Source organism: Paraburkholderia sp. Clong3, assembly GCF_050436485.1.
Classification (GTDB): Bacteria; Pseudomonadota; Gammaproteobacteria; order Burkholderiales; family Burkholderiaceae; genus Paraburkholderia; species Paraburkholderia tuberum.
Map to the genome: position 1 here is coordinate 103,968 of NZ_JBNDMH010000002.1, position 26,989 is coordinate 130,956.

The 26,989-nt window shown below is 64.5% G+C and carries 25 protein-coding genes, 2 tRNA genes and 1 pseudogene; 15 read left to right on the plus strand and 13 right to left on the minus strand.

The window, feature by feature from the left end; genetic code table 11:
- Window positions 1-5 precede the first annotated feature (5 nt).
- The 4 genes from OKW30_RS04795 to fdxA form a co-directional block, all read right to left on the minus strand.
- Window positions 6-482, minus strand: a complete 477-nt coding sequence (locus tag OKW30_RS04795) for a CreA family protein (RefSeq protein ID WP_184027898.1) — start codon at window positions 480-482, stop codon at window positions 6-8.
- A gap of 159 nt (window positions 483-641) precedes the next feature.
- Window positions 642-717 (minus strand) — tRNA-Asn (locus tag OKW30_RS04800).
- A gap of 62 nt (window positions 718-779) precedes the next feature.
- A tRNA-Asn gene (locus OKW30_RS04805) sits at window positions 780-855 on the minus strand.
- A gap of 118 nt (window positions 856-973) precedes the next feature.
- Window positions 974-1,297 (minus strand): ferredoxin FdxA, encoded by a 324-nt coding sequence (gene fdxA, locus OKW30_RS04810; RefSeq protein ID WP_184027901.1) that lies wholly within the window; start codon window positions 1,295-1,297, stop codon window positions 974-976.
- Window positions 1,298-1,588: 291 nt separating this feature from the next.
- Here fdxA and pncB point away from each other — a divergent pair, with 291 nt between their 5' ends.
- The 5 genes from pncB (at window position 1,589) to OKW30_RS04835 (ending at window position 7,641) form a co-directional block, all read left to right on the plus strand.
- Entirely contained in the window at window positions 1,589-2,785 is a 1,197-nt protein-coding gene (gene pncB, locus OKW30_RS04815; RefSeq protein ID WP_187627963.1) for a nicotinate phosphoribosyltransferase, read from the plus strand.
- A gap of 191 nt (window positions 2,786-2,976) precedes the next feature.
- The gene (locus OKW30_RS04820) at window positions 2,977-3,639 is read left to right on the plus strand and encodes a LutC/YkgG family protein (protein WP_184073768.1); all 663 of its coding nucleotides are present in this window, start codon (window positions 2,977-2,979) and stop codon (window positions 3,637-3,639) included.
- 130 nt (window positions 3,640-3,769) lie between these two features.
- Entirely contained in the window at window positions 3,770-5,158 is a 1,389-nt protein-coding gene (locus OKW30_RS04825) for a sodium:proton antiporter (protein ID WP_260336685.1), read from the plus strand.
- A gap of 48 nt (window positions 5,159-5,206) precedes the next feature.
- Window positions 5,207-6,196: a 2-hydroxyacid dehydrogenase gene (locus OKW30_RS04830; RefSeq protein ID WP_090801203.1), complete on the plus strand. Its 990-nt coding sequence runs from the start codon at window positions 5,207-5,209 to the stop codon at window positions 6,194-6,196.
- Window positions 6,193-7,641 (plus strand): DNA recombination protein RmuC, encoded by a 1,449-nt coding sequence (locus OKW30_RS04835; RefSeq protein WP_429346138.1) that lies wholly within the window; start codon window positions 6,193-6,195, stop codon window positions 7,639-7,641. Before OKW30_RS04830 ends, OKW30_RS04835 begins: the two co-directional genes overlap by 4 nt.
- An 18-nt stretch (window positions 7,642-7,659) precedes the next feature.
- Here OKW30_RS04835 and OKW30_RS04840 read toward each other — a convergent pair whose 3' ends face one another.
- The 7 genes from OKW30_RS04840 to OKW30_RS04870 form a co-directional block, all read right to left on the minus strand.
- A complete protein-coding gene (locus tag OKW30_RS04840) occupies window positions 7,660-7,893 on the minus strand; it encodes a hypothetical protein (RefSeq protein ID WP_429346139.1) in 234 nt (77 codons plus the stop codon).
- Window positions 7,893-8,168 (minus strand): hypothetical protein, encoded by a 276-nt coding sequence (locus tag OKW30_RS04845; protein ID WP_008923126.1) that lies wholly within the window; start codon window positions 8,166-8,168, stop codon window positions 7,893-7,895. The genes OKW30_RS04840 and OKW30_RS04845 overlap by 1 nt, the downstream gene beginning before the upstream one ends.
- 100 nt (window positions 8,169-8,268) lie before the next feature.
- Entirely contained in the window at window positions 8,269-9,585 is a 1,317-nt protein-coding gene (gene moeA / locus OKW30_RS04850; protein WP_429346140.1) for a molybdopterin molybdotransferase MoeA, read from the minus strand.
- A gap of 61 nt (window positions 9,586-9,646) precedes the next feature.
- The gene (gene mobA, locus OKW30_RS04855; RefSeq protein ID WP_429346141.1) at window positions 9,647-10,273 is read right to left on the minus strand and encodes a molybdenum cofactor guanylyltransferase MobA; all 627 of its coding nucleotides are present in this window, start codon (window positions 10,271-10,273) and stop codon (window positions 9,647-9,649) included.
- A gap of 11 nt (window positions 10,274-10,284) precedes the next feature.
- Complete coding sequence (gene moaA, locus OKW30_RS04860) at window positions 10,285-11,394, minus strand: GTP 3',8-cyclase MoaA (protein ID WP_429346142.1); 1,110 nt, start codon at window positions 11,392-11,394, stop codon at window positions 10,285-10,287.
- A 436-nt stretch (window positions 11,395-11,830) separates the two neighbouring features.
- Window positions 11,831-12,856 carry an IS110 family transposase gene (locus OKW30_RS04865; protein ID WP_184074570.1) on the minus strand — a complete coding sequence of 342 codons (1,026 nt, stop codon included), beginning with the start codon at window positions 12,854-12,856 and terminating at the stop codon, window positions 11,831-11,833.
- Window positions 12,857-12,977: 121 nt separating this feature from the next.
- Window positions 12,978-16,214, minus strand: coding sequence for an Rne/Rng family ribonuclease (locus OKW30_RS04870; protein WP_429346143.1), 3,237 nt, complete (start codon window positions 16,212-16,214; stop codon window positions 12,978-12,980).
- A 724-nt stretch (window positions 16,215-16,938) separates the two neighbouring features.
- Between OKW30_RS04870 and OKW30_RS04875 the strand changes: the two genes are divergently transcribed.
- The 4 genes and pseudogenes from OKW30_RS04875 (at window position 16,939) to OKW30_RS04890 (ending at window position 20,108) form a co-directional block, all read left to right on the plus strand.
- A complete protein-coding gene (locus OKW30_RS04875) occupies window positions 16,939-17,988 on the plus strand; it encodes an RluA family pseudouridine synthase (RefSeq protein ID WP_184071589.1) in 1,050 nt (349 codons plus the stop codon).
- Window positions 17,981-18,641: pseudogene (locus OKW30_RS04880) on the plus strand (HAD-IA family hydrolase). The gene OKW30_RS04875 and the pseudogene OKW30_RS04880 overlap by 8 nt, the downstream one beginning before the upstream one ends.
- The gene (locus tag OKW30_RS04885) at window positions 18,638-19,054 is read left to right on the plus strand and encodes a Rieske (2Fe-2S) protein (RefSeq protein WP_184071593.1); all 417 of its coding nucleotides are present in this window, start codon (window positions 18,638-18,640) and stop codon (window positions 19,052-19,054) included. Before OKW30_RS04880 ends, OKW30_RS04885 begins: the two are co-directional and overlap by 4 nt.
- 28 nt (window positions 19,055-19,082) lie before the next feature.
- Complete coding sequence (locus OKW30_RS04890; RefSeq protein WP_429346144.1) at window positions 19,083-20,108, plus strand: S49 family peptidase; 1,026 nt, start codon at window positions 19,083-19,085, stop codon at window positions 20,106-20,108.
- A 111-nt stretch (window positions 20,109-20,219) separates the two neighbouring features.
- Here OKW30_RS04890 and OKW30_RS04895 read toward each other — a convergent pair whose 3' ends face one another.
- Entirely contained in the window at window positions 20,220-20,939 is a 720-nt protein-coding gene (locus OKW30_RS04895; RefSeq protein WP_429346145.1) for an SAM-dependent methyltransferase, read from the minus strand.
- Window positions 20,936-21,553, minus strand: a complete 618-nt coding sequence (locus OKW30_RS04900; protein ID WP_184027985.1) for a Maf-like protein — start codon at window positions 21,551-21,553, stop codon at window positions 20,936-20,938. Before OKW30_RS04900 ends, OKW30_RS04895 begins: the two co-directional genes overlap by 4 nt.
- A 307-nt stretch (window positions 21,554-21,860) precedes the next feature.
- Between OKW30_RS04900 and OKW30_RS04905 the strand changes: the two genes are divergently transcribed.
- From OKW30_RS04905 to fabG, 6 genes are all read left to right on the plus strand, one after another.
- On the plus strand, window positions 21,861-22,517 hold the full coding sequence (locus OKW30_RS04905; RefSeq protein ID WP_187627976.1) for a DUF177 domain-containing protein: 657 nt from the start codon (window positions 21,861-21,863) through the stop codon (window positions 22,515-22,517).
- 102 nt (window positions 22,518-22,619) lie between these two features.
- Entirely contained in the window at window positions 22,620-22,799 is a 180-nt protein-coding gene (rpmF, locus tag OKW30_RS04910; RefSeq protein ID WP_006401275.1) for a 50S ribosomal protein L32, read from the plus strand.
- 123 nt (window positions 22,800-22,922) lie between these two features.
- Complete coding sequence (gene plsX / locus OKW30_RS04915; RefSeq protein ID WP_090801179.1) at window positions 22,923-24,029, plus strand: phosphate acyltransferase PlsX; 1,107 nt, start codon at window positions 22,923-22,925, stop codon at window positions 24,027-24,029.
- A complete protein-coding gene (locus OKW30_RS04920) occupies window positions 24,029-25,018 on the plus strand; it encodes a beta-ketoacyl-ACP synthase III (protein WP_184071600.1) in 990 nt (329 codons plus the stop codon). Before plsX ends, OKW30_RS04920 begins: the two co-directional genes overlap by 1 nt.
- Window positions 25,019-25,136: 118 nt before the next feature.
- Complete coding sequence (fabD, locus tag OKW30_RS04925) at window positions 25,137-26,072, plus strand: ACP S-malonyltransferase (protein WP_429346146.1); 936 nt, start codon at window positions 25,137-25,139, stop codon at window positions 26,070-26,072.
- Between the two features lie 114 nt (window positions 26,073-26,186).
- Window positions 26,187-26,936, plus strand: a complete 750-nt coding sequence (gene fabG / locus OKW30_RS04930; protein WP_429346147.1) for a 3-oxoacyl-ACP reductase FabG — start codon at window positions 26,187-26,189, stop codon at window positions 26,934-26,936.
- Window positions 26,937-26,989: the final 53 nt, after the last annotated feature.

The window sequence follows — 26,989 nt, forward strand, 5'->3', positions numbered from 1 at the left end:
TGCCCTTACTTCACCGGAATCGTCGTGCCAGTGGGCATCGGCACGGCGCTCACGCTGTTTTTCGCGCTGCCGCTGACGACGCGGTCGCTGTAGGTCAGATAGACCAGGGCGTTGCGCTTCGTGTCGACCACGCGCACCACGTGCAGCGACTTGAAGATCAGCGACATGCTGACCGAGAACACGTCGTCCTTCTGCTTGACGGGGCCGGTGAAATGCAACTCCCCGACCTGGCGGCACGCGATCGACGCCTCGGTCGGATCTTCGGCGATGCCGAGCGTGCCTTTGATGCCGCCCGTCCGCGCCCGCGACACGTAGCAGGTGACGCCTTGCACGATGGGATCGTCATAGGCCTCCACGACCACGCGGTCGGAGCCGGTAACGTGAAAATTCGTATTGACGCTGGCGATTTCTTCGCCCCGCGCCGAAGAAAGCAGCAGGGTGCCGGCGGCCGCGAGCGCGATGCGTAGCGAGGTGGATTTCATGAGCGTGCCGGTTGAGTGTCTGGAGTGGGCCGGCGCCAGAGCGGGGCGAAACGTGCGCCGTGAAGTCGCCATCGTATAACGGCGCGCGGCGCGCGTGAGGCTGTCCATCGTGGCACAAAAACAAAAAGGCCCGCATGGGTGCGGGCCTTTCAAATTTTTTGGCTCCTCGACCTGGGCTCGAACCAGGGACCTACGGATTAACAGTCCGGCGCTCTACCGACTGAGCTATCGAGGAACAGCAGTACAACTTGATCTACATAAAAAAACCCGTCTTGATTAACGGGCTTTTGCAATTCTTGGCTCCTCGACCTGGGCTCGAACCAGGGACCTACGGATTAACAGTCCGGCGCTCTACCGACTGAGCTATCGAGGAACAGAACAACAACAGCAGAGAAGCGAAATTGTAGAGGCAGCTGAAACGTCTGTCAATGCCTCGGCGTTCATCCTGATACTGAGTCTGAACGGCCAAGGCAGGTGACAGGCGGCCGCGCTCAGCGCGTGAGCAGCGCGAGCTTTTCCTTCACATCCTTGAATTCCTCGGCTTCCGGCAGCGGTGCCTTGGTCTTCGTGATGCTCGGCCACGCTTTCGCCAGGTCGGCGTTCAGCGCGATGAAGTCCTGCTGGTCGCCCGGCACGTCTTCTTCGGCATAGATGGCGTTCACCGGGCACTCGGCCACGCACACGGCGCAGTCGATGCATTCATCGGGATCGATCGCGAGGAAGTTGGGACCTTCGCGAAAGCAGTCCACCGGGCACACATCGACGCAGTCGGTATAGCGGCACTTGATGCAGCTTTCGGTCACAACGTGAGTCATTCAGGCAGCTCCTGCATGCGGAATCGGGGAGGGCGCGGACGCCAAAAGAACTATTGTAACGTAACGTCAACAGGCGCATAAAGCATCGGGCCGTGCGTCTTATATGTTTTTGTGATTAGTTTATGGGGTGCCTCGAGCGGCCGCGCAATGGCGGCGAAGGCCCGGTGGCACGCTGGATGCGGACGCATTCGGGTAACATGCATCAGGTTGGCGCGCCGCTCGGCTCAGCGCGTCCGTTGCAAGGGTGCAGTGAGCCCTTTTCGTTTTTTCAGCGGTCCAGTTCGTACCATCATGATTATTACTTCGCTGCTCGATACCGATCTGTACAAGTTCACGATGATGCAGGTGGTGTTGCATCACTTCCCCGCCGCCAACGTGGAGTACCGCTTCCGCTGCCGCACGCCGAAAGTCGATCTGGTGCCGTACATCGACGAGATTCGCGACGAAGTGCGCAAGCTCTGCGAACTGCGTTTCACCGACGACGAACTCGACTACCTGCGCCGCATGCGCTTCATCAAGGGCGACTTCATCGAGTTCCTCGCGTTGTTCCATCTGAACGAGAAGTACATTTCGATCACGCCGTCGCCGAAGGGCAATGGCGAAATCGACATCGACATCAAGGGGCCGTGGCTGCATACGATCCTCTTCGAAATTCCGGTGCTCGCGATCGTCAACGAAGTCTATTTCCGCAACACCCAGCAAACGCCCGACTATCACGTAGGCCGTGGCCGTCTGCTCGACAAGATTCAACTGCTCGGCGCTCGTCCGGAGTTCGCCGACTGCAAGATCGCCGATTACGGCACGCGCCGCCGCTTCTCGAAGCAGTGGCACGAGGAAGTGATCCTCACGCTGAAGGACGGTCTCGGCGAGCAGTTCGCCGGCACGAGCAACGTCTTCTACGCGATGAAGCACAGCCTGACACCGCTCGGCACGATGGCGCACGAGTACCTGCAGGCTTGCCAGGCGCTCGGTCCGCGGCTGCGCGACTCGCAGATCTTCGGCTTCGAGATGTGGGCGAAGGAATATCGCGGCGACCTCGGGATCGCGCTCTCCGACGTGTACGGCATGCAGGCGTTCCTGCGCGACTTCGACATGTACTTCTGCAAGCTGTTCGACGGTGCTCGCCACGATTCCGGCGACCCATTCGACTGGGGCGAGCGCCTGCTCAAACACTACGAGGCGAATCGTTGCGACCCGCGCACCAAGGTGCTCGTGTTCTCCGACGCGCTCGACATCCCGAAGGTGCTGCAGCTATACGAGCGCTTCCGCGGCCGCTGCAAGCTCGCGTTCGGCGTGGGCACCAATCTGACCAACGACCTCGGCTACAACCCGCTGCAGATCGTGATCAAGATGGTTCGTTGCAACGGTCAGCCGGTCGCGAAATTGTCGGACTCGCCGGGCAAGAACATGTGCGAGGACAAGGCGTATCTCGCGTATCTGCGCCAGGTGTTCGGCATCGCGCAGCCGGAAGAAGAGGCGACCAGGTAGCGCGCTTTGCGGACTGCTTTTCGGTTCATCGCCTGACCATGATCTGCTCGCGTTCGGGGGGGGGCACGGCGAACCGTGTCGCCGCGCTATCGACTGGCGGCAATATGCCGTTCGGCCAGGGTGTTCGCGCGGAGCGCGGCCGGTATAATCCTCGCCATATCGCACGGCCGTCGACACGAGGATTTTCGCCCATGGACACATCGATTGCCCGCCGCAACATCCTGGCGCGCATCCGCGCCGCGCAAGGGCGCGAGCCCGAACCGAGCGCCGCCGAGCGCGAAGCCGCGGCGGACTATCTCGCGCGTCATCCGGCCGGCCCGCGTCCGGACATGCCCACCGATCTGCGCGCGCGCTTCATCGAGGAAGCGCAGAAAATGGCGAGTACTGTCGACACCGTTCAAACCTTCGCCGATGTACCCGCCGCCGCGCATCGCTATCTGACGCAACACGGTTTGCCGTTGCAGGCCATCGCGTGGCAAACGCTGCGCGATCTGCCGTGGGCCGCAGCCGGCCTCGCCGTCGAATATCGCAAACCGCAAGACAATGACGTGGTCGGTCTCACCGGCTGTTTCTGCGCGACCGCGGAGACCGGCACGCTCGTGTTGCTGTCCGGTCCCGAGACGTATGCGTCGGCCGGGCTGCTGCCGGAGACGCACATCGCGATCGTGCCGGGCTCGCGGATCGTCGCGGGTCATGAAGAGGCGTTCGACCTGATCCGCAAGGAACGCGGCGAACTGCCGCGCGCGGTCAATTTCGTGTCGGGACCATCGCGCACCGGCGACATCGAGCAGACCATCGTGCTGGGCGCGCACGGCCCCTACCGGGTGCATGCGATCGTCGTGCAGGATGCTTGAACGCGTCGCGCGGCGGCGTGCCAGCGCATACGCGACACACGCGTTATCTGTCGTGCGTGCGGTTGCAAGCCGTCGCGCGGCCTGTATCGGCATGAATTCGCAGGCGGGCCGGTGGCTCGCCGTTGCGTCGATGCTGGCGCTGTGCTCGCCGTCCGTGCAGGCTGAGACGCTCGACGGCGCGCGCTTGTCGGCGTTGTGGGGCTTGCCCTTCGCGGGTGTGCTGCTGTCGATCGCGATCGTTCCGCTGATCGCGCCAGCCCTCTGGCATCACCACTTCGGCAAGATCGCCGCGGCGTGGGCGCTCGCGTTCATCGTGCCGTTTGCCGTGAGCTTCGGCGCGAGCGCGGCGCTCGGCGCGCTCGCGCATGCCATGCTCGACGAGTACATCCCGTTCATCATCCTGCTGAGCGCGCTCTATACCGTCGCGGGCGGCATCTGCGTGCGCGGCAACCTGCATGGCACACCGCGGCTGAACACCGCGATCCTCGCGCTCGGCACCTCGCTCGCGAGCGTGATGGGTACGACCGGCGCGGCGATGCTGCTGATCCGCCCGTTGCTGCGCGCAAACGACAATCGCCGCCACGTGACCCACGTGGTCGTGTTCTTCATCTTCCTCGTCGCGAACGTCGGTGGCTCGCTGTCGCCGCTCGGCGACCCGCCGCTGTTCCTCGGTTTTCTCGAAGGCGTGAGCTTTTTCTGGACCACTACGCATCTCGCGCTCCCGATGCTGTTCGTGAGCGGCATGCTACTTGCCGTTTTCTATGCACTCGACTCGTACTACTTTCACCAGCGCGAGGAAGTGCGTTCGGCTTTCCTCGATCCGACGCCCGACGGCGCGCCGCTCGGCATCGACGGCAAGATCAATTTCGTGCTGCTCGCCGCGGTGATCGCGCTCGTGTTGATGAGCGGACTGTGGCGCCCGCAAATCACATTCGACGTGCTCGGCACGCACGTCGCGTTGCAAAACATCGTGCGCGACGCCGCGCTGATCGTGGTCACGCTGCTATCGCTCGCGTGGACACCGCGCGCGGCCCGCGCGGGCAACGACTTCAAGTGGGCGCCGATCGAGGAAGTCGCCAAACTGTTCGCCGGCATCTTCGTGACGATCGTGCCGGTCATCATGATCCTGCGCGCGGGAGAAGCCGGCGCGTTCGCGGGCATCGTCCATCTGGTCAATGATCCGTCAGGCGAGCCGCGCGACATCATGTACTTCTGGGCGACCGGCCTGCTATCTTCGTTTCTCGACAACGCGCCGACCTACCTCGTGTTCTTCAACCTGGCCGGCGGCGATGCGCAGACCTTGATGACCGCCGGCGCGACCACGCTCGCGGCGATTTCGGCCGGCGCCGTGTTCATGGGCGCGAACACCTACATCGGCAACGCGCCGAACTTCATGGTGAAGGCGATCGCGCAATCGCGCGGTGTGCGCATGCCGAGCTTTTTTGCGTATCTGGGCTGGTCCGGCGCGGTGCTGGTGCCGTTGTTCGCGCTGACCGGCTGGCTCTTTTTTGAACGCTGACTCTGCAACGCCGAGACTATCCCTCGACGTGCGATACGGAGACTTGCATTGCAGAAAATCCTCGTTGCCCGTTCGATTTTTCCCGACGTGATCGACCGGCTCAAGCAGTACTTCGACGTCGACTGGAACGAGGGCGACGTGTTGCCCGCCGATGAACTGAAGCGCCGTCTCGCGGACAAGGACGGCGCGCTGACGGCCGGCGAGATGATCGACGCGGGCGTGCTCGCCGCGGCGCCGCGTCTGCGCGTCGTGTCGAACATGGCGGTCGGCTACAACAACTTCGACATGGCCGCGTTCAACGCGGCGAACGTACTCGGCACCAACACGCCGGACGTGCTGAACGAATCGACCGCCGATTTCGGCTGGGCGCTGATGATGGCCGCCGCGCGCCGCATCGCCGAATCGGAGCACTGGCTGCGCGCCGGACATTGGCAGAAGTGGAGCTACGATGGCTTCCTCGGCAGCGACCTATACGGTTCGACGCTCGGCGTGATCGGCATGGGCCGCATCGGCCAGGCGCTCGCGCGGCGCGCGCAGGGCTTCAACATGCGGGTCATCTATCACAATCGCTCGCGCGTCGCGCCGCAAATCGAGGCCGAGCTGAACGCGGAGTACGTGTCGAAAGAGGATCTGCTGCGGCGCGCCGACCACGTCGTGCTGGTGCTGCCGTACAACAAAGGCAACCACCACACGATCGGCGCGGCCGAACTGGCGCTGATGAAGCCGAGCGCGACGCTCACCAACATCGCGCGCGGCGGCATCGTCGACGATGCGGCGTTGGCCGACGCGCTGCGTGACAGGCGCATCGCGGCGGCCGGTCTGGACGTGTTCGAAGGCGAGCCGCAGCTGCACCCGGCGCTGCTGAACGTGCCGAACGTCGTGCTGACGCCGCACATCGCGAGCGCGACCGAAACCACGCGCCGCGCCATGGCGAATCTCGCCGCGGACAACCTGATCGCCGGCCTCGGCGCAGGACCGCGCGCCGGTCAGCCGCCGAATCCGATCAACCCCGACGTGATCGGCAAGGCGCGTTCATGACAATGATTCTGGTGGCGGCCGTCGCGGTGCTGGCGGTTGCCCTCGTGATCGCACTCGCCTTGCTGCTACGCGGTCACGACCGCACGGAGCAGCGCGAACAGTTCGAGATGCTGAACGAACGCGTCGATGCCGTCGTCGACGCGCAGGCGCATACCGCCGAGCGGCTCGAGCGGCAACTGCGCAACGACATCGCCGAGACCGCGCGCGTGTCGCGCACCGAGCAAAGCAGCGGCTTCGCGCATTTTCAGCAGACGCTCGCCGCGCAGTTCAGCAGCATGACGACGGTGCAGGGCGGCAAGATCGACGGCTTCGCGCAACAGCTCGACGCCGTGCGTCACAGCCTGCAGGCACAGGCGCAGCAGGCGCGCGACGAGCAGGGCCGCTCGCTGAAGCAGTTCGGCGACACGCTGAGCCTGCAACTCGGGCAACTAACCGAGGCGAACGACCGGCGCTTCGCCGAAGTGCGCGCGACGATCGAGCAGCGTCTGAAGGACATCGAGGCGAACAACGCGACGCGGCTCGAGGAAATGCGCCGCACCGTGGACGAAAAACTGCACGCAACGCTTGAGCAGCGTCTCGGCGAGTCGTTCAAGCTCGTGTCCGACCGGCTCGAACAGGTGCATCGCGGCCTCGGTGAAATGCAGACGCTGGCGGCCGGCGTCGGCGATCTGAAGCGCGTGCTGACCAACGTGAAGACGCGCGGCACGTGGGGTGAAGTGCAGCTCGAAGCCTTGCTCGAACAACTGCTGACCGTCGATCAATACGCGAAGAACGTCGCGACGGTGCCGAAGAGCGCCGATCGCGTGGAGTTCGCGATTCGTCTGCCGGGGCGGCCGGAGCCCGGCGGCGCGAATACGCCGGTATGGCTGCCGATCGACGCCAAATTCCCGCGCGAGGACTACGAGCGGCTGATCGAAGCGCAGGAGCGCGCCGATCCGGTCGCGGTCGAGGAAGCATCGCGCGCGCTCGAAGTGCGAATTCGCGCGGAGGCGCGCACGATCGCGGAGAAGTACGTGGCGCCGCCGCATACGACCGACTTCGCGCTGCTGTTCCTGCCGACCGAAGGCCTGTACGCGGAAGTGCTGCGCCGACCGGGACTCACGGATCTGCTGCAGCGGGACTATCGCGTGACGATTGCGGGGCCGACCACGCTGACCGCGTTGCTCAATAGTCTGCAGATGGGTTTCCGCACGCTCGCGATCGAAAAGCGTTCGAGCGAGGTGTGGCAGGTACTCGGCGCGGTGAAGACGGAGTTCGGCAAATTCGGCGACGTGCTCGCGAAGACCAAGGCGCAGCTCGAAACCGTCACGCGTTCGATCGAGGCAGCGGAAACGCGCACGCGCATGATGAACCGCAAGCTGCGCGACGTCGAGGCGTTACCGGGCGACGAGGCGAGCGGGTTGCTCGGCGATGCGCTGTCGAATGCGGAGCCTGATGAGCAATGAGGGGCGAGGCGCTGGAATTCAGGCCCTTGCAGCCAGCCGCACCAGCGCATCGCCCGTCATGCGCACGACGCGCCAGTCCGGCAACACAGTCGCCCCCATCTTCTGATAGAAGCTGCCGAACAGCGCGTCGCGCAGGCTATCTTCCGTCGCGACGAAGATGTGCGTGAGGTTCTCGAACTGCGCGAGTTCGTAGGTGAGCGCGAAGATCGCGCCGGTATCCGCGGGCTTGGCGGCGCGGATCGTCGCGGGCATTACGCTTCTTCCGGTGCGTCGGCCAGATGGATTTCGATACCACCGAAGCGCGACGCGACCCAGTTGTAGGCGTGGCACGCGATCCACAACAGCACGAAGCCGAGGATCGCGTTCAGCAGCAGCGCGCTGAACACCGTGCTCAGCTCGACCGAGCCATAGCGCACGAACGCGACCACCACGCCGAGCAGCACGATCGGCACCGAGAACGTCAGATACACGAGGATCAGCGCTTTGGCCGTCTGTCCTGGTGCGATGAACGAGATCTGTTTTTTCATGTAAGTCAAACCCGTGTGTCGTAGTAGCGATAGTGGGTGGAGTGTCGATGAAGTGCTGCTGTGGTGCCGATGTCGTGCGATCGATGCGCCGCCTGGAACGTCAGATGAGACCGTCGAACAGCATGATCGACACGCGATCGCCGACGTCGATGTCGCCCTCGTCGTGGCCGAGCACGATGAAGCAGTTCGCTTCGCTCATCGAGCTCAGCACGCCTGAGCTTTGCGACCCGGTCGGGCTCACGTGCCAGTGTCCGTGCGCGTCCTGTTCGGCGATGCCGCGCTGGAATTCGGTGCGGCCCGCGCGCTTGCCCACCGCCACGCGGCTCGTCGCGTGAATCACCGGCAGCGGCCGCGGCGTCGCGCCGGCCATCAGCAGCAGCGCTTCGCGCACGATCTGATAGAACGTCACCATCACGGCGACCGGATTGCCGGGCAGGCCGAAGAATAGCGCAGGTTTGCCGAGCCCGGGCTGTGCGCCAGACCACAGGCGGCCGAACGCGAGCGGCCGGCCGGGACGCATCGCGAGACTCCAGAAGGCGACGTCGCCGAAGGTCTGTAGCAGCTGCTTCGTGAAGTCCGCTTCGCCCACCGACACGCCGCCCGAAGTCAGCACCACGTCGGCGCTGGCCGCGGCACTGCGCAGCGCGGCTTCGAGCGCCGCCGGCTCGTCACGCACGACGCCGAGATCGAGCGCGTCGATGTTCAGGTGCCGCAGCATCGCAAACAGCGTGTAGCGGTTGCTGTCGTAGACCGAGCCCGCGTCGAGCGGCTCGCCGAGCGAGCGCAGTTCGTCGCCGGTCGAAAAGAACGCGACGCGCAAACGCCGCCGCACGCTGACTTCGCCAATGCCGAGCGACGCGAGCAGGCCGAGGTCCGAGGCGCGCACGATGCGGCCGGCATGCAGCGCGACGTGGCCGCGCGCGAGATCTTCGCCGGCGCGGCGGCGGTTCGCACCCGCCGCCACCGCGCTGGCGGCGACGCGGATCGACGTGGAATCCGCACCGTCGCGCTGCGCCTGTTCCTGCGGCACGACGGTGTCGCAACCGGCAGGCATGCAGGCGCCCGTCATCACGCGCACGCACTGGTTCGCCGCGACGCGGCCCGCGAACGGATGACCGGCGAGCGCCTTGCCGGCGACCGTCAGCTCGACGCTGTCCGCGCCGCCTCGCATAGCGGCCGCGAGCGCCGCGTGATTGAACGCGTAGCCGTCCATCGCGGAGTTGTCGTGCGCGGGCACGTCGATCGGCGACACGATGTCGGCGGCCAGCACGCGGTCGAGTGCATCGCGCAACGCCAGGCGCTCGACGGCCGCGACCGGCGTCGCCCACTGCCGGACGATCGCCTGAGCGGCCGGGACGGGTAGCGCATGAGGATCGTACTGCGCGACGCAGCGGGAAAAGTCGTTGAGCGTGGTCATGAATGGCTGGGCGTCGCGACCGGTGACGGGCGCGGCTGTTGCCGTGCGGCCGGAGCGGATGTCAGCCGGGGCCCCGATTGCGTTCGAGGTCGGCGAGTTCTTGTAACGAGTTGGCATTGTAGAACGCGCGCTCGTCGGCAAAGACGACTTCGACCGTCTTGTGGCGCGCGTACCACGCGCGGACCTTGCGCTCGCCGGAGGCCAGAAACGCGGCCAGGTCGTCCGCGACGACTGTGCGCATCAGCGCGAATACCGGGTGCAGGGAGGTTTCTCCACCGGTGTCGACGGTGGTGACCGTTGCGATGTCGGCGTGGTTCGCGTCGAGCGCATCCGCGAGGCGCGCGGCGAGGTCGGCCGGTAGCCACGGCGAATCGCAGGGCGCGCTCAGCAGGTACGCCGTGCCGGCGGCGCGCAGTCCGGCGAGCATGCCGGCGAGCGGGCCGGGAAAGTCGGGGAGGGTGTCGGCGACGAGCCTTGCGCGATATGGCGCGCCGAGCGCCGCATAGGTGTCGGGATGGCGGTTCGCGCTGATCATCAGCGGGCCGGTCTGCGGCGCGAGGCGCCGCAGCACGTGAGCGGCTAGCGGTTCGCCGTGCAGCGGCTGCAAGCCCTTGTCGATGCCGCCCATGCGCGTGCCGCGCCCGCCCGCGAGCACGAGGCCAGTGATCTGTTCGCGGGGAATGGACATGCGTCGGCCGCTCAGCCGCCGATGTAGGACATTTCGACGCGACGCTTGGCCGGCTCGCCCTGATCGGCCGGCTGGCTGCCGCGCAGCTGCGAGTAGCGGTCGCCGCGGCCCTGCCAGATTTCGGCGATGGCGGTGGCGATCCCGGCATCGCTCGCACCGCCGCGCAACAGCGCGCGCAGGTCATGTCCGGTCGATGCGAACAGGCACAGGTATAGCTTGCCCTCGGTCGACAAACGCGCGCGCGTGCAATTGCCGCAGAACGCGCGGGTGACGCTCGAAATGACGCCGATCTCGCCGCCGCCGTCGACATAACCCCAGCGTTGCGCAGTTTCGGCGGCGCTGTGCGCTTCGAGCGGCACCAGCGGGAAATGCTCGGCGATGCGCGTGACGACCTCGGCGGAAGGCAACACTTCGGTCATGTTCCAGCCGTTCGAGGTGCCGACGTCCATGTACTCGATGAAGCGCAGCACCGCGCCCGTGCCTTTGAAATGACGCGCCATGGGGACGATTTCGCCGTCGTTGGTACCGCGTTTGACGACCATGTTGACTTTGACCGGCGCGAGCCCGGCCGCTTGCGCGGCGGCGATGCCATCGAGCACGTCGGCGACCGCGAAGTCGGCGTCGTTCATGCGGCGGAACAGCGCGTCGTCGAGCGCATCGAGGCTGACGGTCACGCGCGTGAGGCCGGCGTCCTTCAGGCTGCGCGCCTTGCGCGCGAGCAGCGAGCCGTTGGTGGTCAGCGTGAGATCGAGCGGACGGCCCGCAGGCGTGGTCAACCGGGCGAGCCGGTCGACCAGGAATTCGAGGTTTTTGCGCAGTAACGGCTCGCCGCCGGTCAGGCGAATTTTCTCGACGCCATGCGCGACGAACAACTGCGCGAGCCGCTCGATCTCCTCGAAACTCAACAACGCGCTGTGCGGCAGGAAAGCATAGTCCTTGTCGAACACTGCGCGCGGCATGCAATACACGCAGCGGAAGTTGCAGCGGTCCGTCACCGAGATGCGCAGATCGTGCAGCGGACGCGCGAGCGCATCGTGCAGCACGCCGCTAGGTGTCTGCACTGGGCCGGTGATGACCGGCGCCGCGCTGAGATCGGCAACAGGGATGATGCGTCGTGACATGAAATGCTTCGTCAGGTGCTTTAACGGACGGGGATGATTTGATTCTATCGGAAATGCCGGTGGCGGCAGATGCGCGACGGACGTTGTCGGGGTATACGGGGAGCGGAGCGGCGCGGCTCGCGGCGACAAATGACCGCCTAAAGAAATCTATGGTCAGCCTGACTTTTGCATCTATGGTCAGCCTGACTTTTGCAAGCGAGGTGGTGTTGACGTAAATTGGGCTTGCGCAAATCTATCCGGGGTCGTTGTGGGAACAGGTTCCCGCCCCATGATGAGAGCCGCGCCGGGCAAACCTTAAAAAAGCCGCAGTATCGGAATACTATTTGCTTTGCCAGGTTGCTTGCTCGGCCGTTGAGCCGTTTATGTCTTCACGTATCTCGCGTCGCAAAACCAGGAAGTGACTTGGGTCAGAAGGAGTAACGTAGGCGGCGCACAGTCAGGCTGCGGCCACAGCCTGAGCACTTTGGTAGTGTGTTCCGCGGGCGAGGATGGCCCAGGCGATCCTCGCCAATTTGTTGGCCAACGCACAAGCGACCACGTTGGAATGCCGTCGGGCCAGCAGGTCGCGGACCCAGGCCCCCAGGCGATCGGCGTGCCGCTCGATGTGCAGCATGAGCGCTCTCGCGCACTGGACTAACAGTCGCCTCAAATTCTTATCGCCGCGCTTGCTGATTCCCAGCAGCGTGGGCTTGCCGCCGGTACTGTATTGGCGTGGAACCAGCCCGATGGATGCGGCGAACTGGCGAGCGCAAGCGAACTGGTGGGCGTCGCCCAATTCGGTTGCCAGCACGCTGGCCGTGATTGGGCCGATGCCGGGAATTTCCAACAGGCGCTGGCTGCGTTCGTCCTCCCGCAGTTGCCGGATCAATTCGCTTTCGAGTTGCGCGACTTGTTCGTCGAGGTACTTGAAATGTGCCTGCAGACGCTCGAGCAGCGCGACTAGTCGCGGCGGCAGATCATGCGAGGCCAGCACGGCAGGAAGTCGGCGGATGACGCCCATCCCCTTGGGCAGGCTCACGCCGAACTCGAGTAGAAAGGCATGAATCTGGTTGACCGTGCCGGTACGGTCGCGCACCAGCGCTTCGCGTACCCGATGCAGCGCTGAGATCGTCTGCTGCACCTCGTTGCGCGGACTGACGAACCGCATGCTGGGACGTGACGCGGCCTCGCAGATCGCTTGCGCGTCGGCGAAGTCATTCTTGTTGCCTTGCACGAAAGGTTTGACGAACTGCGGGGATATCAGCTTCGGGTGGTGCCCAAGTTCCTGGAGGCGACGGGCGACCCAGTGAGCGCCGGCACAGGCTTCCATGACCACCGTGCAGCTCGGAACACGGGCAAGCAGTGTGAACATCTGGTTGCGCGTCAGCTTCTTGCGCAACACCATGTGGCCCGATGCGGACTGTGCGTGCAGGTGAAAGCAATGCTTGCCAAGATCGATTCCAATCAACGAGATGGTGTCCATGACGATCTCCCATAAGGAAACAGCCCGATCAGCGTAAGCCGATCGGGCTGTTTCGGTCAGGCTGACCATCTCATTAAAGCCCGCCGGAAAGGGCGGGCTTTTTCACGAACAACGACGCGGCTTACTGCGGATGCTTGATCGTTTCGACCTGTTGCATCGGCGTGTGGTCGTCTGGCGGCAGCGCCTTGCGCTCACGGATCACGCGCGGCGGCTTGACCGTTTGCGCCGCCGCTTCCTGCGCGGCACGCAGCTTGTCGGCGTCGGTGTTAACCCAGATCAGGCCAGCCTGCTCGAGGATCGGCTGCAAGGCGTCGGCCGATGCGGCGGCGGGGGCTGCGCTGCGGACGGGGGCCGGCTGCGGGGCCGCGGCGACGGGCGCCGGTTCGACCACGGCCGGTTCCGTTGCGACGACCGGTTGCGGCTCGACGATTTCGGCCTGCGGTGCCGGCACGGCTGCCGGTGCCTCGACGATCGTGGCCGGAGCCGCGGTGTCGAGCGCAGCCGGGACGGCTCGCGGTTCGGTCGGGACGGTCGGCTGCACTTCCAGGGTCGGCTCGACTGCCGGGGATTCGGCATGCGCGGCGGGTTCGACCGAAGCGGCCGGTGTAACCGGTTCGCTCGCGGCCGACGCGGCTTGCTCTGCCTGCGCTGGCGCTTCGATAGCCGGCTCCGCCGCCAAGGGTTCGATCGACGCTGCCGGGGCCTCTTCGACCGGCACGACCTTTTCGGTCTTCGCGGCATTTTCCGCGGCGAGAGCCGGCGTTTCGGCTGCCGCATGCAGTTCGGCCACGACGGCGCTTTCCGTTGCGACGGCGGCGACCACCACTTCGACCGGGGTCACTTCCTTCGCTTCGCTGGCTGCAGGCGTGTGCTCGACCGGCTGCTGGGTGCGCACCGGCGTTTCGTCGCTGGCGGCAACGTTGTCGCCTTCGGCTTCCGCGACATCCGCCGCGAGATTGCCATTCACGTCCTCTTCACGCTCGCGACGACCACCACGACGGCCGCGGCGGCGACGACGACGCTCTTCGCCGTCACGTGCGACTGTTTCCTGATCGACCGGCACGCCGTTTTCACCCGCTGCGGCGCGGTTGCGCGCCAGTTCGTCGGCAGCTTGCGTGTCGGTTTGCGTCAGCGCCGAGGCGGCTTCCGCCTGCGGCTTGCGACGCTCGCCACGCTCGACGCGTTCAGCGCGCTCGCCACGCTCGCGACGCTCACCGCGTGCCGTGCCCTCGACGGCTTCCGCGCGCTCGGCGCCGCGGGTGTCGCGTTCGCGAGCCTCGCGCGGTTCACGCGCTTCACGCGGCTCGCGAGCCTCACGCAGTTCACGGCCTTCACGGGCCTCACGCGGTTCGCGTTGCTCACGCGGCGCGCGCGGTTCGCGGCCCTCGCGTGCCTCGCGGCCTTCGCGTTCCTCGCGACGCGGCGACGGCTGCTGACCTTGCGCCTGACGGCCGCCGGTCACGCCTTCGCCACGCGCTGCCGCGTCGCGACCGCCTGCGCCGCCACGGCGATTGCGGTTGCGATCGCCGCCGCGCTCGCCCGTGCGCTCACCGCGCTCGGTGCGTTCACCGCGTTGCGGACGGGCCTGCTTGTCGGTGGTGGCCGGCGCGGCGGGCGCCGGAGCAGCCGGCTGCATGCCGAACAGATTCTTCAGCCAGCCGATGAAGCCGCCACTGGCCGGCGTCACCGCGACCGGAGCGGGGATAGCCGCCGGGCGGGCCGGCGCGCTCGGAGCCGGCTTCTCGGGCGTGATGCCCTTGACCGCCGCTTCCTGCTTCGGCTTCACTTCCTCAGCGCGCTTGCTGTAGCCGGTTTCCGATTCGAGTTCGCGGGCCGCTTCTTCGGCCATCTTCCACGATGCGCGCGGCTCGTCGAGGCGCGCGTCGTCGTGACGCAGACGCTCGAGCTTGTAGTGCGGCGTGTCGAGGTGCTTGTTCGGGATCAGCACGACGTTGACCTTGAAACGCGACTCGATCTTGTTGATTTCGGCGCGCTTCTCGTTCAACAGGAAGGCGGTCACTTCGACCGGCACCTGGCAGTGGATCGCCGCGGTGTTTTCCTTCATCGCTTCTTCCTGAATGATCCGCAGCACTTGCAGCGCGGACGATTCGGTATCGCGGATGTGGCCCGTGCCGTTACAGCGCGGACACGTGACGTGGCTGCCTTCCGACAGCGCCGGACGCAGACGCTGACGCGACAGCTCCATGAGGCCGAAGCGCGAGATCTTGCCCATCTGGACGCGGGCGCGGTCGTGCTTCAGCGCGTCTTTCAGGCGCTGTTCGACTTCGCGCTGGCTCTTGGCCGATTCCATGTCGATGAAGTCGATCACGATCAGGCCGCCCAGGTCGCGCAGACGCAGCTGGCGAGCGACTTCGTCGGCGGCTTCGAGGTTCGTGCGCGCGGCCGTTTCCTCGATGTCCGCGCCTTTGGTGGCGCGCGCCGAGTTCACGTCGATCGCGACGAGCGCTTCGGTGTGGTCGATGACGATCGCGCCGCCCGACGGCAGCGGCACGGTGCGCGAGTACGCGGTTTCGATCTGGTGCTCGATCTGGAAGCGCGAGAAGAGCGGCACGTCGTCGTGGTAGCGCTTTACCTTGCCGACGTTGTCCGGCATCACGATGTCCATGAAGGCGCGGGCCTGGTCATGGATTTCGGTCGTGTCGATCAGGATTTCGCCGATATCGGGCTGGAAGTAGTCGCGAATCGCGCGGATCACGAGGCTCGATTCGAGATAGATCAGCATCGGCTGGCCGGCCGTGCCACTTTGCGACGCGGCTTCGATTGCGCGCCACAGCTGCATCAGGTAGTTCAGGTCCCACTGCAGCTCTTCGGCGCTGCGGCCGATGCCGGCCGTGCGCGCGATGATGCTCATGCCTTCCGGCAGTTGCAGCTGCGCCATGGTTTCGCGCAGTTCCTGACGGTCGTCGCCTTCGATCCGGCGCGACACGCCGCCGCCGCGCGGGTTGTTCGGCATCAGCACCAGATAGCGGCCGGCGAGCGAGATGAACGTGGTCAGGGCTGCGCCCTTGTTGCCGCGTTCTTCCTTTTCGACCTGGACGATCAGTTCCTGACCTTCCTTCAATGCGTCCTGGATGCGTGCGGAACGCATGTCGACGCCATCGCGGAAGTACTGGCGGGCGACTTCCTTGAACGGCAGGAAGCCGTGACGGTCTTCGCCGTAGTTGACGAAGCAGGCCTCGAGCGACGGCTCGATGCGCGTGATGATGCCCTTGTAAATATTGCCTTTGCGCTGTTCGCGACCGGCGGTTTCGATATCGATGTCGATGAGTTTTTGCCCATCGACGATGGCGACGCGCAGCTCTTCCTGCTGCGTCGCGTTGAACAACATTCGTTTCATTGAACGACTCCAGAGCGGCCTCGCCGGCCCAGCTGCGCGGTTGTCAGTCGCGAGAGCGGGGAGAGTAGGCGTGCCGCGTCTTATTGTGTTTTCACAAACACGCTGGAGCGGGAAAGATGGCGGGAGAATTGCCTGAGAGGGCACAGCCCGATAAAAAAGGGCACGGTGCCGCAGGGCACATGCGAACACGGCTTCAAATCATGGCCTGACACGCCGCGTTTAGCCAGCAGACCTTCATAAGTCTTCGCCCTCTGAAGCCGGCGCGCCAAATGGGCGCGCGAGCGAAGGGCCGAAGTCCGCGGTCATGCCGCAACGGGAAGTTCGCGCAGGCGGCGCGTCTTTTCCTGCTGGGGGTGTCTCGCCTTCTTTTGACGTCGCCATGTCTTGTACTTTCTACAAGACGCCTTGGGCGCACGCCGTATTTTCGCGACTTGCAGCTTCGTCCAGCTGGGCGTCATACCACCCGGATCACGAAGCTGAAAGCTAAATTCTTTTTTACCAAAATTCCGTTACCGTCGAAGCCGACCTTGACCGAACGCGCCTGCGGGCGCCGTCCCTGCCGGGAGCTGACTTCGTGCGTGCAACTTGTTGCATCTCATTTTCAGGGCGAGCAACCAGACCCCGGCGCAAGTAAAATAACGGTTTATCGCTTGCGCTCGCGCAATCCGCCGCATTCCGGACACTGCGCCGGCCGTCGCGGACTGCTGGGCAAATTATATTCAGAATGAAAGAGTTAGGCAAAACATCCCAGAGATCGGTTGCAGGCGCGGTCGAAGACTCGGTTTCAAGCGACCAGGTTTCGCTGATCGAAATCGACGACCGCTCGGCTGGTCAGCGCATCGACAATTTCCTGCTGCGCGTCTGCAAGGGCGTGCCGAAAAGCCATATTTATCGCATCCTGCGCAGCGGTGAAGTGCGCGTGAACAAGGGCCGGATCGACGCGCAGTACCGGCTCGAACTGGGCGATCTGGTGCGTGTGCCGCCGATCCGCGTCGCGCAGCCGAATCAGGCCGCAGCCCGCGTGCCCGTCCCCGCGCCGGACTTTCACATCCTGTTCGAAGACGAGCATCTGCTCGTGATCGACAAGCCGGCCGGCGTTGCGGTCCACGGGGGCAGCGGTGTCGCGTTCGGTGTGATCGAGCAGATGCGCGAGGCGCGGCCGCAGGCGAAATTCCTGGAACTCGTGCATCGACTGGATCGAGAGACCTCGGGCATCCTGATGCTCGCGAAGAAGCGCGCGGCGCTCGTCAATCTGCACGAGCAGATTCGCGATAACCGCATGGACAAGCGCTACTACGCGTGCGTGCACGGCGAATGGGCGAGCGACTGGGGTCGCCGCCGCGCGGTAAAGGAGCCACTTCACAAGTACCTGACCGCCGACGGCGAGCGCCGCGTGCGCGTGCAGGCCGATGGCCTCGCTTCGCACACGATCTTCAATCTGGTCGAGCGCTGGTCGGAGTATGCGCTGCTTGAGGCGGAACTGAAGACGGGGCGTACGCACCAGATTCGCGTGCATCTGCAGCATCTGGCACTACCGATCGTCGGTGACGCCAAATATGGCGATTTCGCGCTGAACAAGGCGCTTGCGCGCGCCAACGCGAAGCCCGGCATCAAGCGGATGTTTCTGCACGCTTACCGGCTCAAGCTCACGCATCCTGCGACGGGCGCGCCGCTGCAGCTGGAGGCACCGCTGCCTGCCGACTGCCGCGGCTTTATAGAACAACTCAACGAACTACGCACTGGGTTCAACCCGGAGACGACCTTGCATGGCTAGAGAGCAATTCGATCTGATCGTGTTTGACTGGGATGGCACGCTGATGGATTCCACCGCGCATATCACGCGCAGCATCCAGGCGGCGTGCCGCGATCTCCGCCTGCCGGTTCCCGCGGACGAAGCCGCGAGCTACGTCATCGGCCTCGGCCTGCGCGACGCGCTGCAGATTGCCGCGCCGACGCTCGATCCGGCCGACTACCCGCGGCTTTCTGAGCGTTACCGCTTTCATTTTCTTGTAAAAGACCAGACTACCGAGCTGTTCCCCGGCGTGCGCGAGATGCTCCAGGAGTTGCGCGAGGTCGGCTATCTGCTCGCGGTCGCGACCGGCAAGAGCCGCGTCGGGCTCAATCGCGCGCTTGACCAGGCGCGCCTGACGAGCCTGTTCGACGGCACGCGCTGCGCTGACGAAACCTTCTCGAAACCGCATCCGGCCATGCTGCACGAGCTCACCCGCGAATTGGGGCAGGATACGGCGCGCACGGTCATGATCGGCGATACGACACACGATCTGCAGATGGCGCTCAACGCCGGCGTGGCGGGCATTGGGCGTGACTTATGGCGCGCATCCGGCGAATTCGCTGAATGCGATGTCACCGAAGTTCGTGGCGTCGAGCATCAGCGATCTGTCCGGTTGGCTGCGGGAGAACGCATGAGCGCCGACGGCGTGGATACTGCTACTGCCGCGGCTGCGCAGGCAGTGCGCATTTGCGCGGCCGACGAGCTGGTCGACGGTGGCGACGGCATCCGGCGCGACGCGCGGCTCGGCGGGCAGGATGCCGTAGTGTTTTTCGTCCGCTATGATGGCTGCGCCTACGGCTATTTGAACCGTTGCGCTCATGTGCCGATGGAGCTCGACTGGCAAGAAGGGCAGTTCTTCGAATCGTCCGGCTTATACTTGATGTGCGCGACACATGGCGCGATTTACGCGCCGGATACTGGCAAATGCGTCGGTGGTCCGTGTCGCGGGGGCAGATTGCGTCCCGTGCAGGTCGAGGAACGCGATACGCTCGAGGGCCGTGCGGTATTCTGGCTGCCTGACGGCGATTTGCTGCCGGTCACGCGCTGATTTCCTCTTCCATTTTTCAACTGCCCGCATGTCCGACAATTTGACCCCCGAAAAGAACCCTGCCTCGGGAGGCGGCTCCCGTGCATCCGCCGACCAGCCCGGCTGGGAAAGGGCCGCGCTCGAGCGCATCGCGCTCGCCGCGATCAACGAGCAACGCGCCGCGCGACGTTGGCGGATTTTCTTCCGCTTCGTGTTCCTCGCAGTGCTCGCACTGGCGGTATGGGGTGCGCTGAACCTCTCGGGCGAGCGGGTCGCCACGACTGGCCGTCATACGGCAATGGTTTCGCTTGATGGCGAGATCGCAACGGATGCGAGTGCGAACGCCGAAGATATCAACACTGCACTCGATTCCGCGTTTGAAGATTCCGATACAGCCGGCGTGATTCTTTATTGCAACAGCCCGGGCGGCAGTCCAGTGCAAGCGGGCATTATCAACAGCGAAATTCGGCGATTGCGCGGCAAATATCCGTCTATTCCGCTGTACGTCGTTGTCGGCGACATATGCGCGTCCGGCGGCTACTACGCGGCCGCGGCGGCGGAGAAGATCTATGTCGACAAGGCGAGTATCGTCGGTTCGATTGGCGTGCTGATGGACAGCTTTGGTTTCACCGGCCTGATGGACAAGTTGGGGATTCAGCGCCGACTGCACACATCGGGTGAGAACAAAGGCTTTTTTGATCCGTTTTCACCCGAAACGCCGAAGATGGACGAACATGCGCAGGTTATGCTCGATCAGATCCACGCGCAGTTCATCGACGCGGTGCGTCAAGGGCGCGGCAAGCGTCTGCATGAGACATCGGACATGTTCTCGGGTCTATTCTGGACGGGGCAGAAGAGCGTCGAACTTGGACTCGCGGACGGTTTTGGCGATGCAGATTACGTCGCGCGGGAGATCTTCAAGGCGCCGGATATCATCGATTACACGGTGAAAGAGAGCATTACGGATCGCGTTGCCCGCAAATTCGGCGCGGCCGTCGGCGCCGGCGCGGTTCGGGCGATGGCGCTCGGCGCGGTTCGGGCGATGGCGCTCGGCGCGAAAATGAATCTGCGTTGAATCCACAGTTTTAAAAAGACGCCCGCGCGGTCGGTTTTGGCCGATCGCGCGGACTTTGCGTTGTGAGTTTCGGGCCCAGGTCGCCCTCAACTGCCTGGCTGGCGCCTACGTTCAGGCCGCCAGAATCAGAAAAATCGCCGGCCGCTTATGCAGGTCGATCTCCGCCTTCTTTTTCCAGTCGGCGACGCTACGGCTTGCGATCACTTCGCTCGGCAGCGTCAGATCGACCGCCACGCAGACCAGCGTCGACGGCGCGCAGGTCGCGAGCAAGGTATCGAGCAGCGCGCGATTCCGGTACGGCGTTTCGATGAAGATCTGTGTTTGCTTGCCCTTGCGCGACTGCTGCTCGAGATCGCGCAGACGTTTGGCGCGCTCGGTGACGTCGACGGGCAGGTAGCCGTGAAACGCGAAGCTTTGGCCGTTCAGCCCCGATGCCATCAGCGCGAGCAGAATCGAACTCGGCCCGACCAGCGGCACGACCTTTACGCCGCGCTCGTGCGCGCGTCGCACCAGCAGCGCGCCCGGGTCCGCGACTGCAGGGCAGCCAGCCTCGGAGACGAGGCCCGCATCGGTGCCCGACAGTAGCGGCGCGAGCAGCTTGTCGATTTCGCCGGCCGGCGTATTGACGTTCAGTTCGCGAATCTCGATTTCTTGAATCGGCCGATCGGGGCCGACTTTCTTCAGGAACGCGCGCGTGGTTTTGGCGTTTTCGCCAATGTAATAGTGCAGCAACGCCGCGCGGGCGCGTACGGGCGCGGGCAGCACCAGATCGAGCGCGCTTGCGTCGCCTTCGCCGAGCGTGTTGGGAATGAGGTAGAGCGTACCGGTCATCGGGCCCCCAAAAGCGGGTAGTTGGCCGCGAGCAGCATGTGCGACAGCGCGATGAGCGGCAGGCCGACGAGCGCGGTCGGGTCGTCGGAATGGATGGCCTCCAGCAGCGCGATGCCAAGCCCTTCGGATTTGGCGCTGCCGGCCACGTCGTACGGTGTTTCAGCGTGCAGGTAGGCGTCGAGCGCCGCGTCCGGCAGATCGCGAAAGCGCACGCGGGTGATCACGTCGATCGTTTGCGCGCTGTCCGTCGCGCTGTCGAACAGACACAGCGCGCTGTGGAACAACACGTCGCGGCCGCGCATCGCCTGCAATTGCGCGAGCGCCCTGTCGTGCGTGCCGGGTTTGCCGATCTGCAGGCCGTCGTACGTGGCGACCTGGTCGGAGCCGATCACGAGCGCATGTTCGTCGGCGGCGAGGCCTTGGGCGACCGCACGCGCTTTGGCTTCGGCGAGGCGCAGCGCAGTGGCTTCGGGCGTTTCGGCGGCGAGCGGGGTTTCGTCGATCGCAGGCACGACGACGTCGAACGGCACGCGCAGGCGTTCGAGCAACTCGCGGCGATACCGCGAACTCGACGCCAGAATCAGGCGTGGCGGGCGTTTGGAGGATTCAGGCATAGTTTGCGGGCAACGGGAGCGGCGGGTCGTACGGGGTCGCGCGAGGCTCCCGTACTTACGGCCTAAGTGTTTGACTCGAAAAGACAAAACGGATATGATTTCGGGCTTTTCACGGTATGCTTGCACTTGAAGGGTCTCGGCGCGTTCAGCGGCTTTCGGCAGTCGGAAGGTTGAAGAAAGTTCGGCAGGGTGAACGCAACGGCCGCGGGCCCCACTGACTGCCCCGCACACCGGATTATCTTCGCGGCGGATCTGATCATCCTTCGCGAATCACCCCGGCAACATGCTTGCCGACGCAGGAGCGCACATGACTCAACATCCTGGCAAACCTGCAGGTCTGTCCGACCCGCATGAACTCGATCTGTTCGAATTTGCGCGGAGCGGGCGTCAGGCCGCGGGTGTCGTGCGCGTCTCGCAACTGCCGCGCATGTTAAACGAAGTCCCGGCGGAAGCGCCAGATCGCGACACCGCGTTCACATGGCAGGCCGAAGGGACGACGCAGCCGGAATTGCAGGACGATGGCACCGAAGGTTCCCAGCCTTATCTGCGGCTGGCGATTCACGGTGCCGCGTGGCTCGAATGCCAGCGGTGCTTGACGCCGTATTCGCAGGCGTTCAACGTCGATGCAACTTACCGGATCGTCAATACGGAGGCGGAAGCCGAAGAGTTTCCGCTGGACGAGGATGAAGTCGAGGTGGTCGTCGGTTCGCGCCAGTTCGATCTCATCGACTTGATCGAAGAAGAGTTGCTGCTTTCCTTGCCGCTCGTGCCCAAACACGAGGTCTGTCCCGAAGTGCACGAGAGCCTTGTCTCGGGCACGGACGGTAGCGAAGGCGAGGGCGACGAAGCCGCGCAGGAAGAAGCTGGCGATGCCAGCAAGCCGGACCAGTCCAGCGAGCGGCGCAATCCGTTCGCGGCGCTCGAAAGTCTGAAACGCGACGAACCGGGCGGCAAGAAGCGCTAAACAGTTGCAGGGGGCGCGATGCGGGCGCATTGGCCATTCGGCCAGTGGTTAAGTCCGTGTCGGGCTGTGTTAGAATTCGGAAAATTTTTTGGAGTTTTAGTCATGGCAGTTCAACAAAACAAGAAGTCGCCGTCGAAGCGCGGCATGCACCGTTCGCACGATTTCCTGACGGCAGCGCCGCTGGCCGTCGAGCCGAGCACGGGCGAAGTGCATCTACGTCACCACATTAGCCCGAACGGCTACTATCGCGGCAAGAAAGTCGTCAAGACGAAGAACGACTAATCGTTGACTGCGATGCGCCCTGTGGCGTTTCGCGTAGCGATCGGCTCGCTTGACATTTTCCCGGTTCGGCAAAAAGGCGGCATTCAACTGCCGCTTTTTTGTGTCTGAAATTCGTCGCACTCCATGACAGTAAAGCTCACGATAGATTGCATGGGAGGCGACCACGGCCCGTCCGTGACCGTTCCCGCTGCCGTCAACTTCGTTCGTTCGCATCCCGACGCGCAGTTGCTGCTCGTCGGCATTGAAAGTGCGATTCGTGCGCAGCTGAAGAAGCTCAAGGCTCAGGATCTGCCGGCGCTGACCGTCGTACCTGCTACCGAGGTCGTCGCGATGGACGACCCGGTCGAGGTCGCGCTGCGCAAGAAAAAAGATTCGTCGATGCGCGTGGCGCTGAACCGCGTCAAGGAAGGCGAGGCGCAAGCCTGCATTTCCGCCGGCAATACCGGCGCGTTGATGGCGGTCTCGCGCTATGTGCTGAAGACGCTGTCGGGCATCGAACGCCCGGCCATCGCGTTTGCCCTGCCTAATCCCACCGGCTATACGATGATGCTCGACCTGGGCGCCAACGTCGACTGCGAGCCGCAGCATCTGCTGCAGTTCGCCGAGATGGGGCACGCGCTCGTGTCCGCGCTCGAAGGAAAAGAGCGGCCCACCATCGGCCTGCTCAACATCGGCGAAGAAGTCATCAAGGGCAACGACATCATCAAGCGCGCCGGCGAACTGCTGCGTGCGAGTACACTCAACTTTCATGGCAATGTCGAAGGCGACGACATCTACAAGGGCACCGTCGACGTGATCGTCTGCGATGGCTTTGTCGGCAATGTCGCGCTGAAGACGTCGGAAGGTCTCGCGCAGATGCTGTCCAACATCATCAAGGAAGAGTTCGGCCGTTCGTGGCTGACCAAGGTGATGGCGGTGCTCGCGCTGCCGGTATTGATGCGCTTCAAGAAACGCGTCGATCATCGGCAATACAACGGCGCCGCGCTGCTCGGCTTGCGCGGTCTCGTGATCAAAAGCCACGGTTCAGCCGATGCCTACGCGTTTGAGTGGGCTATCAAACGCGGGTATGATGCCGTCAAAAACGGCGTGCTGGAGCGCCTTGCGCGAGCGATGGAAGAGAACGCGAGTTCTCTCGAACAGGCGGCGCGCGACGCAAGCGGTGCGGGTCACGCAAGCCCGATCGCAGGCCAGCCGGCCGAGCCCTACGCTGCGCAATCCTCGAAGGCATAATGGCTCAATCCACAATCTACTCCCGCGTGCTGGGCACCGGCAGCTGTCTGCCGCCCAACCGCGTCACCAATCAGGATCTGGCTGAGCGTCTCGCCAGGCAAGGCGTTGAAACGAGCGACGAATGGATCGTCGCGCGCACGGGCATCCATGCGCGTCACTTCGCCGAGCCGGACGTCACGACCAGCGACCTCGCGTTGATCGCCTCGCAGCGAGCGATCGAAGCGGCGGACGTCGATCCGCAGTCCATCGACCTGATCGTCGTCGCCACCTCCACGCCGGACTTCGTGTTCCCGAGCACCGCCTGCCTGCTGCAGAACAAGCTCAGGATCAAGAATCACGGTGCCGCGTTCGACATACAGGCGGTCTGCTCCGGCTTCGCCTATGCGGTGGCGACGGTGGACGCCCTGATTCGCAGCGGCCAGCATCGCACGGCGCTCGTGGTCGGCGCGGAAACTTTCTCGCGCATTCTCGATTTCAACGACCGCACCACCTGCGTGCTGTTCGGCGACGGCGCCGGCGCAGTGATCCTGCAAGCGTCCGACGCACCGGGCGTGCTTTCGAGCGCGCTGCACGCGGACGGCAGCCATTCGAACATTCTGTGCACGCCGGGCAACGTGAATGGCGGCGTGGTCGCCGGCAGCGCCTTTCTGCACATGGACGGTCAGGCGGTGTTCAAGCTTGCCGTCAACGTGCTCGAGAAGGTCGCGATCGAAGCATTGGAAAAAGCCGATCTGAAGCCCGAGCAGATCGACTGGCTGATTCCGCATCAGGCCAACATCCGCATCATGCAAAGCACCTGCCGCAAGCTCGGCCTGCCGCAGGAGCGCATGGTCGTCACGGTGGGCGAGCACGGCAATACGTCGGCGGCGTCCATTCCGCTTGCACTCGACGTCGCGGTGCGCGACGGCCGCATCAAGCGCGGCCATAACGTGCTGATCGAAGGCGTCGGCGGCGGCTTCACGTGGGGCGCGTCGGTCATCCGCTACTGAGCGGGACGACGCATTCCGGGGCGTCGCTGGCGGCGCCCGTGCGGCCGGAATAACACCGCGCGCCATCTGGCAGTCGCGGCCGGCCGCCACATCCGATTAAACAGATTTTGGGGACGATATGAAATTCGCGTTCGTTTTTCCTGGGCAGGGTTCGCAGGCGGTCGGCATGCTCAACGCATTCGCCGATTACGCGATCGTGCGTGAGACGGTTCAGGAAGCCTCCGACGCACTCAACCAGGACCTCGGCAAGCTGATCGCCGAAGGCCCCGCCGAAGATCTCAATCTCACCACCAATACCCAGCCGGTCATGCTGACCGCGGCCTACGCTATCTATCGCGCGTGGCAGCAGGCGGGCGGCCCGGCGCCGGCGCTCGTCGCCGGCCATAGCCTTGGCGAATACACGGCGCTCGTCGCGGCCGGCGCGCTTGCGTTCCGCGACGCGGTGCCGCTGGTGCGTTTCCGTGCGCAGGCGATGCAAACCGCGGTACCGGTGGGCGACGGCGGCATGGCCGCGATTCTCGGCCTCGACGACGACACGGTGCGCGCGGTCTGCGCGGAAGCGTCGGCGGCGGGCGTCGTCGAAGCGGTCAATTTCAATGCGCCGGCGCAAGTCGTGATCGCGGGCCACAAAGCCGCGGTCGAGAAAGCCTGCGAAGTCGCGAAGGCGAAGGGCGCGAAGCGCGCGCTACCGCTGCCGGTGTCGGCGCCGTTCCACTCGTCGCTGCTCAAGCCGGCGTCGGATCAATTGCGCGAATACCTCGCGAGCATCGACGTGCAGGTGCCGTCGATTCCCGTCATCAACAACGTCGACGTCGCCGTGGTCAACGAGCCGGCCAAAATCAAGGACGCGCTCGTGCGCCAGGCAGCTGGTGCGGTGCGCTGGGTCGAATGCGTACAGGCAATGGCAGCGCAGGGCGTCACGCACGTGATCGAATGCGGCCCGGGCAAGGTCCTTGCGGGTTTGACCAGGCGCATCGACGGCAATTTCGTCGGCGCGTCGGTGTTCGATCCGGCGTCGCTCGAAGAAACGCTGAAGCTCGTGACGGCAGACTGAGCGCGCATTCGCGAACGGGTATCGACAGAGCAATGCCGCGCTGGCGCGGCATCCCTCGACAGACGAATCAACAAGAATCAATGAGCCCTATTTGAAGGGCATCCGGACTGACAGATGGAAAAGACTCTCGACAAGCAGATCGCAATCGTGACGGGCGCATCGCGCGGCATCGGCCGTGCGATCGCGATGGAACTCGCGCGTCAGGGCGCGACGGTGATCGGCACCGCGACGAGCGAAAGCGGCGCGACGGCGATCACCGAAGCGTTCAAGGCGGCGGGCGTGAACGGCCGCGGCGCGGTGCTCGACGTCAACGACGCGGCCGCGGCCGAAGCGCTGATCGACGGCACCGTCAAGGAATTCGGCACGCTGAACGTGCTGGTGAACAACGCCGGCATCACGCAGGATCAACTGGCGATGCGCATGAAGGACGACGACTGGGACGCCGTGGTCGACACCAACCTGAAGTCGGTGTTCCGTCTGTCGCGTGCGGTGCTGCGCCCGATGATGAAAGCGAAGGGCGGTCGGATCATCAATATCACGTCGGTGGTCGGCTCGGCCGGCAACCCGGGGCAGATCAACTACGCGGCCGCGAAGGCCGGCGTCGCGGGCATGACGCGCGCACTCGCGCGCGAGATCGGCAGCCGCGGCATCACGGTCAATTGCGTGGCACCTGGTTTCATCGATACCGACATGACGAAGGCGCTGCCCGAAGAGCAGCAGACCGCGCTGAAAACGCAGATTCCGCTCGGCCGTCTCGGCAGCCCGGAAGACATCGCGCACGCGGTCGCGTTCCTCGCGTCGCCGCAAGCGGGCTACATCACCGGCACGACGCTGCACGTGAACGGCGGCATGTATATGCAGTAACCAATTTCGGTTACTATCCGCGCCTTGATGCGTTTGCGGAAAGCACGAGGCGC